This is a genomic window from Streptomyces sp. NPDC087310, from assembly GCF_044744405.1.
GTDB lineage: Bacteria > Actinomycetota > Actinomycetes > Streptomycetales > Streptomycetaceae > Streptomyces.
The window spans coordinates 1141393-1154787 of sequence record NZ_JBIUYF010000001.1; the positions used below are offsets into that span (position 1 = coordinate 1141393).

The following is a 13395-nucleotide window of genomic DNA, read 5'->3' on the forward strand; positions in this document are numbered from 1 at the left end:
GGAGATCCATGACAACGACACCCACGCTTCCGTCGACCCTGCCCCCGGCCTCCCCCGCCACCCCGTCCGTCCTCGGACGTGAGGAGCTGGGGAAGCTCTACCGGGCCCGTCTGAGCAAGGGCCGGGCGACGCTCGGCGAACTGTTCGGCGGACACATCGAGGTGGCCTCTCAGGGCGCCTGGGTCACCACCTCGGAGGGCAGGACCTTCCTGAACTGCGGTGGTTACGGCGTCTTCCTGTCCGGCGCCCGGCACCCCACCGTCATCCGCCATGTCGCCGAGCAGTTGGCCACCCACCCCGTGGCCACCCGCCTCTTCCTCGAACCCCAGGTCGCCCTGGCCGCCGACGCCCTGGTGGCGGTCGCGCCGGCCGGTCTGGAGCGGGTGCACTTCGCCGGCTCGGGCGCGGAGGCCGTCGAGACGGCGATCAAGCTGGCCCGCACCCGGGGCCGCCACCGGCTGATCGCCACGGAGAACGGCTACCACGGCAAGACCATGGGCGCGCTCAGCCTCACCGGCAAGAGCGTCTTCCAGGACCCGTTCCGGCCGCTGCTTCCCGAGACCAGCCATGTCCCGTTCGGCGACGCCGCCGCCCTCGAACCGCTGCTGGCGGCGGCCCCCGGCGAGGCGTGCGTCTTCATCGAGCCGGTGCAGGGCGAGGCCGGTGTGGTGATCCCGCCGCAGGGCTATCTGCGCGCGGTGCGCGACCTGTGCGACCGGTACGGGGCCTACCTCGTCCTGGACGAGATCCAGACCGGTCTGGGCCGGCTGGGCACCTGGTGGGGCGCGGACCGTGAGGGCATCTCCCCCGACATCCTGCTCGTCGGCAAGGGGCTCAGCGGGGGCGTCGTCCCGGTGTCGGCCGTCGTCGCCACCCGGGAGGCGTTCGGCGCCTTCGACCGGGACCCGTATCTGCACACGTCCACGTTCTCCGGCGCCCCGCTGGCGATGGCCGCCGTACGCGGATCGCTCGCGGCGATGCACGAGGACGACCTCGTGGCCCGCTCCCGCGATCTGGGCGCCGAGATCCTGCCGGAGCTGGACCGTATCGTCAGGTCGCACTACGGCGCCGCCGTGCGTGAGGTGCGGGGCCAGGGGCTGCTGCTCGGGATCGAGTTCACCGATCCGGGCCCGGCGGGCGATCTGCTCATCGAGCTGATCATGAACGGCGTCATCGCCAACCACTCGCTCAACTCGCACCTCGTCCTGCGCTTCACCCCTCCCGCGGTGCTGACCAGGGCCGACCTGGACTTCTTCTACGAGGCGGTCGACCGCGCGTGCCGCGCGCAGGGCGCCCGGTACGCACCCACAGCAGAAGGCGGCAACATCCATGCGTAGCGTTCAAGTGATCATCCGTGTCCATGACGTCGACGCGGCGGCGGCGTACGAGCGGGTCGGCGCCTTCAACCGGTACGCCGAACTGTCCGAGGTCATCCGCTCCGTGACGTCCCGCCAGGTGAACGGGACGGAAGAGGTCAGCGACTGGGACGTCTACTTCCGCAACGGCATCCTGAGCTGGAGCGAGACCGACCTGTTCGACCGGGAGAACCTGACCATCACCTTCGAGCAGATCGACGGTGACTTCGCCGAGTTCGCCGGCGTGTGGCGGCTCACCGCGGACGGCCAGGACTGCCTGGTCGACTTCAGCGCCGAGTTCGACTTCGGCATCCCCAGCCTCGCGGGCATCCTGGACCCGGTCGCGGAGCGGGTCTTCAAGGAGACCATCGCCCGGGTCGTCATCAGCATCTTCGGCGGCAACGCCTCCGTGGTCGGCGACGAGGCGGTCGCCCGCGCCGTCGCCGAGGTGACGGGGGCGCCGGCCACCGCCGTGTCCGGGGCGCGCTGATGGACGGGAAGAACCTCTTCGAGACGCAGACCACGTACCGGCTGATCCGGCTGGAGTACGGGCTCGGTCTGGTCATCGCCGTGGCCTTCTTCTTCGCGAACATCGGCGAGGTCAGGTGGATCCCGGCGATCGCGCTGTTCGTCTACATCGACCTCATCGGCTACATCCCCGGGGCCATCGCGTACCACCGCTCGAAGACGAAGCGGATCCACCGGGGTTACTACGTCGCGTACAACGTGATGCACAGCCTGGCCACCCAGACGCTCGTGGTGCTCGCGTGGATCTGGCTGTGGGGCCCCGAGTGGGCGCTGCTGGTCATCCCGATCCATCTGTTCGGGGACCGCGCGCTGTTCGGCAACTTCCTGAAGCCGTTCGCGCTGGACTTCGAACCGGTGGCCCATCCCGCGTACTCCCGTTTCACCGACCAGTTCGCCGCCACGCCCGCCACGCACCCCGAACCGGCCGGCGGAGTGACCGCCGCCGCCGGGCAGCCGCAGGGAAGCTGACGGGCCCACCGGCACCGCGCCGGCACGCCGGCACACACCGACGACCGCCTGACGGAAGGAACCTCTCATGGAAGACGTCTACAAGCGCCTGGTGGAACTGCTCACCAGCACCTTCGGCCTGGACGCCGACTCCATCGCGCCGACCAGCACCCTCAGCGGCCTCGAACTCGACTCCCTCGCCCTCGTGGAGCTCTCCGTCGCCGCGCAGGAGGAGTTCGACGTACCGATCGACGACAGCGAGCTGGGCCCCGACTCGACCGTCGGACAGGCCGCAGAGATCATCTCCGGCAAACTGGCCACCGTCTGATGAGCCGCCGACCGACGACCGACCCTGCCCCGTTCGACGCGGCGATCACCGGCATCGGCATGGTCACCGCCGCCGGCGTCGGGGTGGAGCGGAGCTGGGAGCGGATCCGCGCCGGCGCCGGTACGGCGGCCTCCGACCTGCCCATGCCGGCCGGACTGCCCGCCGACTTCGGCTGCGCCGTGACCGACTTCGACCCCAGCGAGCTGATCGAGCGCAAGCAAGTGTGGCGGCTGGACCGCAGCAGCCAGCTCGCGATGGTCGCCGCCCACGAGGCCGTCGCCAACTCCGGCCTGGACCGGGACTCCTGGGACGCCACCCGGGTCGGGGTGATCCTCGGCAACGGTATCGGCGGCGCAGCGACCTGGGAGAAGCAGCACAGCGTGCTGCTGGAGAAGGGGCCCCGCAAGGTCTCCCCGCTGCTCGTCCCCATGCTGTCGCCCAACATGTGCGCCGGATACGTGTCCATGATGTTCGGCGCCCTGGGCCCCAGCCTGGTGACGGCGACGGCCTGCGCCTCGGGCACCACGGCGGTGGGCATGGCGCGTGAACTGCTGCGCAGCGGCGTCTGCGACGTGGTGATCACCGGGGGCACCGAGGCACCGCTGGTCCCCTCGCTGATCTCGGGGTTCAGCCAGATGCGCGCCCTGGCCGACCGCCGCGACGACCTGTCCACCACCTCCCGGCCCTTCGACGCCGACCGGAGCGGCTTCGTGGCCGCCGAGGGCGCCGCCGTCCTCGTCCTGGAACGGGCCGAGGACGCGCGGGCGCGGGGCGCCAGGATCCGGGCCATGGTGAGCGGTTACGGCGCCTCCGCCGACGCGTACCACGCGACCGCCCCCGACCCGAACGGCCGGGGCGCCGAACTCGCCCTGCGCGCCGCACTGCGCGACGCCGGTGTCGGCCCCGACGAGGTGGACCACGTCAACGCGCACGGCACCGCGACGCTGCTGAACGACGCCACCGAGGCCCGGACGATCCGCCGGGTGCTCGGGGAACGGCCCGCCGTCACCTCCGTCAAGGGGGTGGTGGGCCACTCGCTGGCCGCCGCGGGGGCCATCGAGGCGGTGGCGACGGCGCTCACGCTGGAGGAGGGCCACATCCCGCCGACCGCCAATCTGGAGAGCCTGGATCCGGAGCTGGAGATCGACATGGTGTTCAAGGCCGGGCGTGATCTGCGCGCCGAGGTGGCCGTCAGCAACTCGTTCGGATTCGGCGGTCAGAATGCCGTACTGCTCTTCACGGCGGCCTGACCGGTTCGCGCCCGGCCGCGGCCCCCGGCCGCGTGCCGAGGGCGCGCACCACGGCGGCGGCCAGGGCCGCGTGGCCCCGGCTGTTGGGCCGGGGCCGGTCGCGGCTCCACACGGCCGCCGCCTCGGTGCCGGGGCGGCGGGGCGGGGGTTCGACGTACAACGTGCCGTGCCGCAGGGCGACCGCCCTGGCCTGCTCGGAGACCCGGTTCTGCTGTTCGGCCACCCGTTCGCGGCGGCCGTCCGGCAGTCCGGGCCAGGCGGCCAGCGGATGGGAGCCGAGCAGCACGACATCGTGCCCTGCGTCGCGCAGCGGTGTGACGATCCGTACCAGCTCCGCCGTCAGCCCGTATCTGCCGAAGGTCTCGTCCGGTGTGTACGCGGTACCGCAGCACACCAGCGCGAGATCGCCCCGGAAGGCGAGGGCGGCCGGGAGCTGCCCGGAGCGCACCTGCGCGACGCGTGGCTCCCGCCGGCCGAGGAGGTTGAGGTACGCGACGTCCTGGGCGGCCTCGTCCAGGGCGGTCGCGACCCGGTCGTACCAGGGCCCGGGACCGTATCCCTCGACCGGCTCCGCGGCCCGTTCGACCGCGAGGTCCCCCAGCACCACCAGACGGCGCCACGGCGCTCCGGCGAGGAGGCTCCGTGCCTCGCCGGGCCGCAGGCAGTGCGGGTCGGCGGCCTCGCCGACGGGGGACGGTCGCCGTGCGGTCGGGTCGTGGATGTCGTTCCCGGTGCTGGTGCTGGTCCCAGTGCTGGTCCTGGTGCTGGTCCTGGTGCTGGTCTCGATGTCGTTGTCCTCCCTCCGGACCCTTCCTTGCTGCCCGGCCGGGATCGGATCCACTCCACCCGGCGGCCGGTCTCAGGAAGATCTCAGCGTGATCTCAGAACGCTGCGGCAGCATCGGCGGTGCAGCGGGAGCGGTGATCGATCCGCCCCCGAGGCAGGGAGAGGTACCCGAAGTGGTCCAACGGGGTTCCGGGGCAACCCGGATCGGGCGCAAGCCCCCGCAGGTTCGAATCCTGCCCTCTCCGCCGACCATCCGACGCCGTGGAGCGACGCAGCCCCCGCCCGTGCGGGGAGCTCGCCCAGGGCAGCCAGACAGCCGGGGCAACGGCGCCGCGCACCGTGCGCGCGCGTTGGCCCGTACACCCATTCCCGGAAGTTGCCGGGCCCGCCCTCCGGGGTAGTGGGCCCGTTCTGTGGCACCACCCGAGACGTTGCGAACCGCGAAGGGAAGTCCGGATGATCGACAAACTGCTCAAGGGCCCGCTGGAGTTGGTGGAGAACAACTTCAAGCAGCCGAACGGGCGCGCCGGTCGGCTGATCGGCCACGTGATGGCGAAGCAGCACCGTACGCTCACCGTGTGGGCGATCGAACACATGGAGGTACGGCGCTCGCAGCGTGTCCTGGACATCGGCTGCGGCGGCGGTATGGCCGCCAAGCTGCTGTCGGAGAAGGCGACTCAGGGCTTCGTCGCCGGAGTGGACTACTCCGAGGAGATGGTCCGTCAGTCCGTACGGCGCAATGTCGACGGTGTGGCCGCGGGGCGGGTGGAGTTCAAGCAGGGCGACGCGGGCGAACTGCCCTACGGGGACGAGTCCTTCGACCAGGTGAGCGCCATCGAGACGTTCTACTTCTGGCCCGACCCGATGCGCGGGCTCAGCGAGGCGTACCGGGTCCTCAAGCCCGGCGGGCAGGTGGCGATCACCCTGGAGATGAGCCGGGAGGCGTCCGACACCCCCACGACGAAGCAGCGTCTTCTCGGGAAGCGGTTCACCGAGCGCTCCGAGCGGGAGGGTCTGCGGATCCTCTCGGGGGCCGATCTGGTGGAGATGCTGGGCAAGGCCGGTTTCCAGGACGCCCGGTTCGTCGCGGAGCCGCTCCGCTCGTTCGGCTGGGTCTGCGCCCTGGCCCGGAAGTGAAGGGGAGGGAGCCCGCCATGACGGCAACCCACGACACCGCCGCTCCTGTCCGCACCGGAGTGGCCCCCGCCGCGCCGGAGGCGCGCAGCCTGCCCGTGCTGGGCAGCGTCCTGGACTTCCGCAAGGACATCCTGGACGCCATGCACCAGGGCTGGCGCGACCACGGGGATCTGGTCCGCTACCGGCTCGGTCCCGTCGTCGTGCACGGCGTCTCCAGCCCGGAGCTGGCCGGCGAGGTGCTGACCGACAGCGCGACGTACGGCAAGCTCGGCCCGGACAACCCGCTCCGGCTGATCCTAGGTGAGGGCCTGCTCACCAGCGACGACCACGAGAGCTGGATGCGCAACCGGCGCATGATGCAGCCGATCTACACCAAGCAGGCCATCGCCCGCATGTTCGAGTCGATGTCGGAGTCGACGGAGAACCAGGTCGCCCACATGGCCGCTTCGTACCGGAGCGGCGATGTGGTGGACGTCCACGCGGAGATGATGCGGGTCACCCTCGACATCGTCAGCCGGTGCATGTTCTCCACCGATGTCGAGCAGACGAGGGACGGCATCAGCCCGGAGGCCGTCGACGTCGCCATCAACTACGCCTTCGACCGCCTCCAGAACCCGTTCAGTCCGCCGACGGACTGGCCGACCCCCCGCAACCGCCGTTTCCAGGCGGTCATGAAGGGGATCGACGACATGACGTACGGGATCATCGAGGAGCGCCGCAAGGCCGCCGCCGACGGTGTCTCCCGCGGGGACGGCCCGCCCGACCTGCTCGACATGATGCTCGACGTACGGGACGCCGACACCGGCGAGGGCATGAGCGACCGTCAGGTGCGGGACGAGGTCATCACCACCTTCGGCGCCGGGCACGAGACCACCGCCATCACCCTCACCTGGGCCTTCTACCTGCTCTCCGGCAACCGCGCCGCGCTGCGCCGGGTGCAGGAGGAGGTGGACGAGGTCCTCGGCGACCGGATGCCCACCATGGAGGACCTGGCGGCCATGCCGTACGCCCTCCAGGTCTTCGAGGAGGCGCTGCGGCTCTACCCGTCGGCGCCGATCGTGCCCCGGCTGGTGCTCAAGGACACCGTGCTCGGGGGCCACACCGTGCCGGCCGGGTCGAGGCTGCTGGTGAACCTCTACAACATCCACCGCCACGAGCGGCACTGGGACGATCCGGAGCGCTTCGACCCCGACCGCTTCTCCGCCGAGGGCAAGAAGGGCCGCCACCGCTTCGCGCACATGCCGTTCGGCGCCGGTCCCCACCTGTGCATCGGCAAGCACTTCGCGCTGATGGAGGCACATCTCCTGCTCGCCGCCCTGGTACGGCGGTACGAGTTCCGGCACGTGCCCGCGCACCGGGTCGTCAACCAGGCGTCGATCACGCTGCGGCCCCGCTACGGAATGGACATGACCGCGCACGCGCGTACGGGAGCGGCGGGAGCACCCGGCGCCCCGTAGGACGTAACAGCAGAACCAGTACCGGTATCGGATGGGAAGACGGACCCGATGAACTACGACCCCAGCACAGCGGACGCGGAGCGCCTGAACTGGACTCAGTACCGTCCGGGCCAGGAAGCCGGCCACTACGAGAGCTTCTACCAGCGGGGCAACCACCCGACAGAGCCCAAAGCCTTCTGGATTCGGTACACGATCTTCAGTCCGGCCGGCATGCCCGACGCCGCCATCGGCGAACTGTGGGCCATCTACTTCGACGGCACGACCGGCCGTCATGTCGTGGCCAAGGAGGAGTACCCGATCTCCGACTGCCACTTCAGCACCGACTCCTTCGGCGCGCGCGTGAACGACCGCGTCCTGGAGCCGGGCAGCCTGAAGGGCGAGGCCGTAGGCACCAACGGCCGCATCGGCTGGGACCTGACGTACGAGGGCTCGGAGCCGCCGCTGCTCCTGCTGCCGCCGTCCATGTACACCACCGGATTCCCCAAGGCCAAGAGCCTGGTCGGGATCCCGCTGGCCAGCTACAGCGGCAAGCTCACGGTCGACGGCGAGACCATCGACGTCGACGGCTGGACCGGCAGCCAGAACCACAACTGGGGCAGCCGGCACACCGATCACTACGCCTTCGGCCAGGTGGCCGGGTTCGACGACCACCCGGACAGCTTCCTGGAGATCGTCACCGGTACGACGCGGCTGGTCGGCCCGGTCAAGACACCGAAGATCACCTTCCTGGTGCTCCGCCACGACGACCGCGAGTACAACCTGTCCGCCCCCCGCCAGGCGCTCAAGGCCAAGGCCGACTTCGGGTACTTCTACTGGGACTTCGCCAGCTCCGACGAGACCGTCGCCGTCCGGGGCCGCTTCACCGCCGCCCCCGAGGACTTCGTCGGCCTCAACTACTACAACCCGCCGGGCGGCATCAAGCACTGCCTGAACACCAAGATCGGCCGGTGTGAGCTGGAGATCCTCAACAAGGCGACGCGCAAGATCCAGCGGCTCACCACGAGCAACCGCGCGCTGATGGAGATCCTGACCGACGACCGCGAACACGGAATCGCGATCCGCGCATGAGTGAACGTCGCGCCCCTTCGAGCGGGCCGGTGCGTTCGTCGCGGCCCGCGGGCCGCGGCGAGTCCCGGTTACCGACCGGCCTGTCCCGTCTGACCGGCCGTCACCGGTGGCCGCTCGCCGTCCTGTGGCTGCTGCTGCTCGGCGTCGCCGGCTGGCAGGCGGCCCCGCTGCCGGGTCTGCTCAGCGGCGGCGGATGGTACGTACCGGGCTCCGGCTCCGCCGTCGCCGCCGAGCGGCTCACGGACGGCTTCGAGGGGCGCGGCGCGACCTCACTGACCCTGGTGGTCAAGGACACCCGGCACCGGGCCGGCGATCCCGCCTTCGACACCCGGGTACGGGAAGCGGCCGAGGCCGTGCTCCGTGACGAAGGACTCAGGACCACGGGCGCGTACGGCTACACCACCCTCGCCGGTGAGCGGGCGCGCTCCGCCTTCCTCGGCGAGGACGGCCGTACCGCCCTGGTCCGGGTCGGTTCCGAGTTGGACGACGGCACCGCGCGCCGGCTGCTGCCCGACATCCAGGACGGGCTCAGCCGGAGTTACGAGCCGCGGGGCCTCCAGGTCTCCCTGGTGAGCCAGGCCGCGCTGTGGGGCGAGGTGAACCATCTCAGCGAACGCGGGCTGCTCATCGCCGAACTGATCACCCTGCCGCTGATCCTGCTGGTCCTCCTGCTGCTCTTCCGCAGTGTGGCCGCCGCGCTCGCCGCCCTGCTGGTCGGCGTCACCTCGGTGGTCTTCGCCCTGGCGGTGCTCGCCCTGGTCGCCCGGCGGACCGAGCTGTCGGTGTTCGTGCAGAACGCGGCCACCATGCTCGGTCTCGGCGTGGGCGTCGACTACTCGCTCTTCATGATCATGCGGTTCAAGAGCGAACTGCGCGCCGGGGAAGGGCCGGTCTCCCGGAAGGACACCGAGCGCGCGCTCGCCCGTACGCTGCGCACCTCCGGCGAGACCGTGGTGGCCTCCGGATTCACCATCGTGGCCGCCATGTCCACGCTCTTCCTGGTGGATCTGGGCGTCATCCAGTCGATGGCCCTGGGTGCCGTGGTCGTGGTCGCCTTCTCCGTGCTGACCAGTGTGCTGCTCCTGCCCGTGCTGCTGCATCTGCTGGGCGGCCGGATCGAGTGGGGCCGCCTCGGCCGCCGTACCGGAGACTCCGGGGAGGGCGGGGGCCGTTGGGTCGCCATGACCCACGCGGTCATGCGCCGCCCGGCGCTGTTCCTGGTGGTCGGCGTCGCCGCGCTGGCCGCGCTCGCCCTGCCCGCCCTGCGCCTGGAGACCTTCACCCCGGACGCCCGGGTCGTGCCCACGGACGCGGCGGTACGCCAGGGGTACGACACGATCAGGGACGAGTTCGGGGTGGGCGGCGCCGCGCCCCTCCAGGTGGTCGTCTCGTCCCGCGTACCGCTCCAGGAGCGGCCCGACGCGGACACCGACCGTCTGCTGCGCTTCCACGACGCGATCACCGCCCTGCCCGGGGTGGTACGGACCGACTCGGCGGTCGGCACGCTCCGCCAGGCCGGCCGGGACCGGCCGTTCGCTGCCCTGGACGCGAAGGACCGGCTGCCCGGGGACGCGCGCGCCACCGTCGACTACTTCGTCTCCGGCGATGGCAGGACCGCGCTCATCGAGGTCGTGGGGGACGACACCGCCTCCTCCGACGCGGCGCAGGACCTGCTCGTCGCCGTACGCGCCGAGGCCGCGGGCTTCGTGGCCGGCGGCGCGGGGTGGACGGTCGACGTCGGCGGGGAGACCGCGGAGGGCGTCGACGCGAACAAGGTGATCGAGGACGGACTCGTCCCGGTCATCGCGACCATGCTCGCCGTCATCTACCTGCTGCTGCTCTTCACCTTCCGCTCGGTGTTCCTGCCGCTCAAGGCCATCGCGATGAACCTGCTCTCCGTGGGCGCCACCTACGGTGTGCTGGTGCTGATCTTCCAGGACGGCCTGGGCAGCGCGCTGTTCGGCTTCGACGTGGACGGCCACCTCACCAACTTCGTCCCCGTCCTGCTGGTCACCCTGCTCTTCAGCCTCAGCACGGACTACGAGGTCTTCCTGCTCAGCCGGGTCCGCGAGGACTACGTCGCCACCGGGGACGACATCGGCAGCGTGGCGCGCGGCATGTCCGCCACGATGCCGCTGATCTCCGGCGCCGCCGTCCTCATGGTCGCGGTGTTCGCGGCCTTCGCGTTCGCCGGCATCCTGCCCATCCAGCAACTGGGCCTCGGCATGGCCCTCGCGATCGCGCTCGACGCGACCGTCATCCGGCTCCTGATCGTCCCGGCGTCCATGCGTCTGATGAGCCGGGTGAACTGGTGGATGCCGGGCCGCAAACGGGTGCCGGCCGGCGGCCGGGCCGGACCCGGCGCCCTGGCCGACTCAACCGGACCCGTACACCCCGAACGTACGGACAGCATGCAAAGGACGGCCCCCAAGTGACCGACCACACCGACCGGACCGCCGCAGTGCCGGGGGAACCCGACACCCCCTCACGGATATCCGAGACCATCGTCATCCGGGTCTCCCCGGAGACCGCCTACACGGCGGTCAGCGATGTGGCACGGATGGGCGAGTGGAGCCCCGAGTGCCGCGGGGCGTGGATCATCGGACGGGGCGGCCCGGCCAGAACGGGCATGCGGTTCATCGGACGCAACCGCGCCCGCTGGCTGCCGTGGCCCACGCTGTGCCGGGTGGTCGAGGCCGATCCGGGCCGCGCCTTCACGTTCCATGTGAGCTTCCTCGGTATCCAGGTGGCCGGCTGGTCGTACCGCTTCTCGCCGCTGCCCGAGGGATGCGAGGTCACGGAGGAGTGGCGGGACCGCCGGGCCGGCCCGTTCGGCATGGCACTCACCGCCGTCACCCCGCTGGTGACCGGCGTCGTACGCCGCAGGGCCCGCAACCGGGCGACCATGCGCACGACTCTCGTCGCACTGCGCGACGCCCTGGAGTCCGGGCGGTAGATCCCGTCCCTCACGAGAGAAACCAGACACCCGGACAGGAAGGAGCCCCACCATGCCCCACGTCATCACCGGTGCGCGTACCGGCGGGCCGGAAGTCGACCGGATGCCGAAGGTGGACCAGATGCCGGAGGTGGACCGACCGTCCGTTCCCGGCGCCGAACTCTGCCTGGACTTCTACGCCAGCCTCGCCTCCGGCATAGCCGTGGTCACGGCGCCCTCGGACGACGGTCCGGTGGGGACGACCGTCTCGACCGTCACCTCGCTCTCGGCCGACCCGCCGCTGCTGCTCGTCTGCCTGTCCCACTCCTCGCGTACGCTCGCCGCGATGACGCCGGGTTCCTCCTTCGCGGTGCACCTGCTGAACGAGGACCAGGGAAGCCGGGCGCGGCTGTTCTCCACCGCCACCCCCGCCGAGCGCTTCGCCACCGAGTCGTACGAGGAGGTGCTGGGCGTCCCCGTGCTCGCGGACACCTTCGCCTGGTCGATCTGTGTGACGGAGGAGGTACGCGCGTACGGCGACCACTGTCTGGTCGTCGGGCGGGTCGCCGCCCTGCACATGGCCGAGGGGCGGCCCCTGATCTGGCACGACCGCGGATTCCACACCCTGAAGGACGGGGCGGCGCGATGACGGCCCGTGAGGTCTCGGCGGCGGCCTCGGAACGGGACTCGGATCGGGCCTCGGATCGAGATTCGGAGCGGGACTCGGTCAGGGGGGAGCCGTGCTGGGCGCCCGGTGACTCCCCGGGGGACGCCCCCGGCAGAGCCACCACGGCCGCCCCCGCCCCGCGGATCTCCGGCGGGCTCACCGCCGACGTCGCGGTGGTCGGGGCCGGTCTGGCCGGCCTGTCCACCGCCTACCACCTGATCGAACGCGATCCCTCGCTGGACATCGTCGTCGTGGACGCCCGCCATCCGGCGGCCGGCGCCAGCGGCCGGGGCACCGGCCTCCTCGGCCCCCGGGTCGGTCCGGCCATCGACCGGGCCGCCCGCACCTTCGGCCCCTCCACGGCACGGCGCATGTATCTGGCCTCCGTCGCCGCGGTGGAGCGGGTCGTCGCGCTCACCGAGGAGTTGGGCGCGCCGTGCGGGCTGCGCGCCGGGGAGCAGATCGTGGCGACCCGCGGCGCTGACGGGCTGGCCTCCCTCGCGCGGCAGGCCGAGACGTACCGGGCGCTGGGCCTGGACGTCCCCGTACTGTCGGCCGCCGCCATCCGCGAGCGCGTCGACGTCCCGTACCACGCGGGGCTGCTCTACCGCTCCGCCGCCACCCTGAACCCCGCCGCGCTGAGCGGCGCGCTGGCGGCGGCCTGCGCCGCGAAGGGCGTCCGCTTCCACGACGACAGCCCGCTGCGCGGTCTGCGTCCCGGCAGCGGGGCCGCCCCCACCGAACTGCTCTTCCCGAGCGGTACGTTGCGGGCCCGCAAGACGGTCCTGGCCGTCAACGCGGCGGCCGGGTCGCTCGGCCTGCCCGTCGGCACGGTCCTCCCCCTTCAGGTGCACGCCGTCGCCACCGACCCGCTCGGCGCCGAGGCCCGCGCGGCGCTGGGCGGCGCCACCGGCACCGCCGTCGTGAACGCCATGTCCCTGGCCCCGTACTTCCGCCTCAGCCACGACGGGCGCCTGGTGGTGGGCGGTGGCAGGGCCGTCCACCTGCCGGGGCTGAGCCCCGACCGGGCCGCGGCGCTGCGCACCGCCACCTGGAGCTGGCTGGAGGAGCGGCTGCGCCTGCTGCACCCCAGCCTCGCCGATGTCCCGGTCAGTCACCGCTGGTCGGGGCAGATCGGCATGACCCTGGACGACCTTCCGGTGGTCGGGCATGTGGGCGGCCACCCGGACATCTGGTACATCGGCGGCTGCTGCGGCCACGGCCTGGCCATGTCGGTGGCCCACGGGGCGCATGTCGCGCACTCCCTCGTCGAGGACCCCTCGGCGGCCCACGGACCGGTCAGCTACCCGTGGCACCGCGACCAGGCTCCCCGGGTCCCGCTCACGGCCCGCCCGGCCAGGGGGCTCCTGCGGGCCTATCTCAACAGCCTGGACCGGGCGGCCCGGCGTACCCCGTGAAGCGGTCCCCCATCCCTTC

Annotated in this window: 13 protein-coding genes and 1 tRNA gene; 13 read left to right on the forward strand and 1 reads right to left on the reverse strand. The window is 71.7% G+C overall.

Annotated elements, in window-relative coordinates:
- The first annotated feature begins 8 nt into the window (after positions 1 to 8).
- The 5 genes from ACIO3P_RS04590 (at position 9) to ACIO3P_RS04610 (ending at position 3908) form a co-directional block, all read left to right on the forward strand.
- Entirely contained in the window at positions 9 to 1337 is a 1329-nt protein-coding gene (locus ACIO3P_RS04590; protein WP_329827042.1) for an aminotransferase class III-fold pyridoxal phosphate-dependent enzyme, read from the forward strand.
- Positions 1330 to 1845 carry an SRPBCC family protein gene (locus ACIO3P_RS04595; protein WP_329827041.1) on the forward strand — a complete coding sequence of 172 codons (516 nt, stop codon included), beginning with the start codon at positions 1330 to 1332 and terminating at the stop codon, positions 1843 to 1845. Before ACIO3P_RS04590 ends, ACIO3P_RS04595 begins: the two co-directional genes overlap by 8 nt.
- The gene (locus ACIO3P_RS04600; RefSeq protein WP_329827040.1) at positions 1845 to 2351 is read left to right on the forward strand and encodes a hypothetical protein; all 507 of its coding nucleotides are present in this window, start codon (positions 1845 to 1847) and stop codon (positions 2349 to 2351) included. Before ACIO3P_RS04595 ends, ACIO3P_RS04600 begins: the two co-directional genes overlap by 1 nt.
- Before the next feature lie 67 nt (positions 2352 to 2418).
- A complete protein-coding gene (locus ACIO3P_RS04605) occupies positions 2419 to 2658 on the forward strand; it encodes a phosphopantetheine-binding protein (RefSeq protein ID WP_329827039.1) in 240 nt (79 codons plus the stop codon).
- On the forward strand, positions 2658 to 3908 hold the full coding sequence (locus ACIO3P_RS04610) for a beta-ketoacyl-[acyl-carrier-protein] synthase family protein (RefSeq protein ID WP_401854999.1): 1251 nt from the start codon (positions 2658 to 2660) through the stop codon (positions 3906 to 3908). Before ACIO3P_RS04605 ends, ACIO3P_RS04610 begins: the two co-directional genes overlap by 1 nt.
- On the opposite strand, the gene ACIO3P_RS04615 is transcribed toward ACIO3P_RS04610, so the two are convergent.
- Positions 3895 to 4749 (reverse strand): GDSL-type esterase/lipase family protein, encoded by an 855-nt coding sequence (locus ACIO3P_RS04615; protein WP_401855001.1) that lies wholly within the window; start codon positions 4747 to 4749, stop codon positions 3895 to 3897. The two genes, ACIO3P_RS04610 and ACIO3P_RS04615, sit on opposite strands and share 14 nt — an antisense overlap.
- Before the next feature lie 103 nt (positions 4750 to 4852).
- On the opposite strand from ACIO3P_RS04615, the gene ACIO3P_RS04620 reads away from it, so the two are divergent.
- The 8 genes from ACIO3P_RS04620 to ACIO3P_RS04655 all read left to right on the forward strand — a co-directional run bounded on the left by ACIO3P_RS04620 (position 4853) and on the right by ACIO3P_RS04655 (position 13376).
- Positions 4853 to 4939: transfer RNA gene (locus tag ACIO3P_RS04620), tRNA-OTHER, on the forward strand.
- A 211-nt stretch (positions 4940 to 5150) separates the two neighbouring features.
- A complete protein-coding gene (locus tag ACIO3P_RS04625) occupies positions 5151 to 5831 on the forward strand; it encodes a methyltransferase domain-containing protein (RefSeq protein WP_329827036.1) in 681 nt (226 codons plus the stop codon).
- A 17-nt stretch (positions 5832 to 5848) separates the two neighbouring features.
- Positions 5849 to 7288 carry a cytochrome P450 gene (locus tag ACIO3P_RS04630; protein WP_329827035.1) on the forward strand — a complete coding sequence of 480 codons (1440 nt, stop codon included), beginning with the start codon at positions 5849 to 5851 and terminating at the stop codon, positions 7286 to 7288.
- 48 nt (positions 7289 to 7336) lie between these two features.
- Complete coding sequence (locus ACIO3P_RS04635; RefSeq protein WP_329827034.1) at positions 7337 to 8356, forward strand: hypothetical protein; 1020 nt, start codon at positions 7337 to 7339, stop codon at positions 8354 to 8356.
- Positions 8353 to 10791 carry an MMPL family transporter gene (locus tag ACIO3P_RS04640; RefSeq protein WP_401855004.1) on the forward strand — a complete coding sequence of 813 codons (2439 nt, stop codon included), beginning with the start codon at positions 8353 to 8355 and terminating at the stop codon, positions 10789 to 10791. The genes ACIO3P_RS04635 and ACIO3P_RS04640 overlap by 4 nt, the downstream gene beginning before the upstream one ends.
- Positions 10788 to 11312 (forward strand): SRPBCC family protein, encoded by a 525-nt coding sequence (locus tag ACIO3P_RS04645; protein ID WP_329827032.1) that lies wholly within the window; start codon positions 10788 to 10790, stop codon positions 11310 to 11312. The genes ACIO3P_RS04640 and ACIO3P_RS04645 overlap by 4 nt, the downstream gene beginning before the upstream one ends.
- A 52-nt stretch (positions 11313 to 11364) precedes the next feature.
- A complete protein-coding gene (locus ACIO3P_RS04650) occupies positions 11365 to 11940 on the forward strand; it encodes a flavin reductase family protein (protein ID WP_329827031.1) in 576 nt (191 codons plus the stop codon).
- Complete coding sequence (locus tag ACIO3P_RS04655) at positions 11937 to 13376, forward strand: NAD(P)/FAD-dependent oxidoreductase (RefSeq protein WP_401855007.1); 1440 nt, start codon at positions 11937 to 11939, stop codon at positions 13374 to 13376. The genes ACIO3P_RS04650 and ACIO3P_RS04655 overlap by 4 nt, the downstream gene beginning before the upstream one ends.
- Positions 13377 to 13395 lie beyond the last annotated feature (19 nt).

What these genes read in the sequence shown, in the direction of transcription:
- ACIO3P_RS04600 (WP_329827040.1), top strand. Translation starts at nt 1,845, where the DNA reads ATGGACGGGAAGAACCTCTTCGAGACGCAGACCACGTACCGGCTGATC.
- ACIO3P_RS04655 (WP_401855007.1), top strand. Translation starts at nt 11,937, where the DNA reads ATGACGGCCCGTGAGGTCTCGGCGGCGGCCTCGGAACGGGACTCGGAT.
- ACIO3P_RS04650 (WP_329827031.1), top strand. Translation starts at nt 11,365, where the DNA reads ATGCCCCACGTCATCACCGGTGCGCGTACCGGCGGGCCGGAAGTCGAC.
- ACIO3P_RS04625 (WP_329827036.1), top strand. Translation starts at nt 5,151, where the DNA reads ATGATCGACAAACTGCTCAAGGGCCCGCTGGAGTTGGTGGAGAACAAC.
- ACIO3P_RS04595 (WP_329827041.1), top strand. Translation starts at nt 1,330, where the DNA reads ATGCGTAGCGTTCAAGTGATCATCCGTGTCCATGACGTCGACGCGGCG.
- ACIO3P_RS04610 (WP_401854999.1), top strand. Translation starts at nt 2,658, where the DNA reads ATGAGCCGCCGACCGACGACCGACCCTGCCCCGTTCGACGCGGCGATC.
- ACIO3P_RS04605 (WP_329827039.1), top strand. Translation starts at nt 2,419, where the DNA reads ATGGAAGACGTCTACAAGCGCCTGGTGGAACTGCTCACCAGCACCTTC.
- ACIO3P_RS04590 (WP_329827042.1), top strand. Translation starts at nt 9, where the DNA reads ATGACAACGACACCCACGCTTCCGTCGACCCTGCCCCCGGCCTCCCCC.
- ACIO3P_RS04640 (WP_401855004.1), top strand. Translation starts at nt 8,353, where the DNA reads ATGAGTGAACGTCGCGCCCCTTCGAGCGGGCCGGTGCGTTCGTCGCGG.
- ACIO3P_RS04635 (WP_329827034.1), top strand. Translation starts at nt 7,337, where the DNA reads ATGAACTACGACCCCAGCACAGCGGACGCGGAGCGCCTGAACTGGACT.
- ACIO3P_RS04630 (WP_329827035.1), top strand. Translation starts at nt 5,849, where the DNA reads ATGACGGCAACCCACGACACCGCCGCTCCTGTCCGCACCGGAGTGGCC.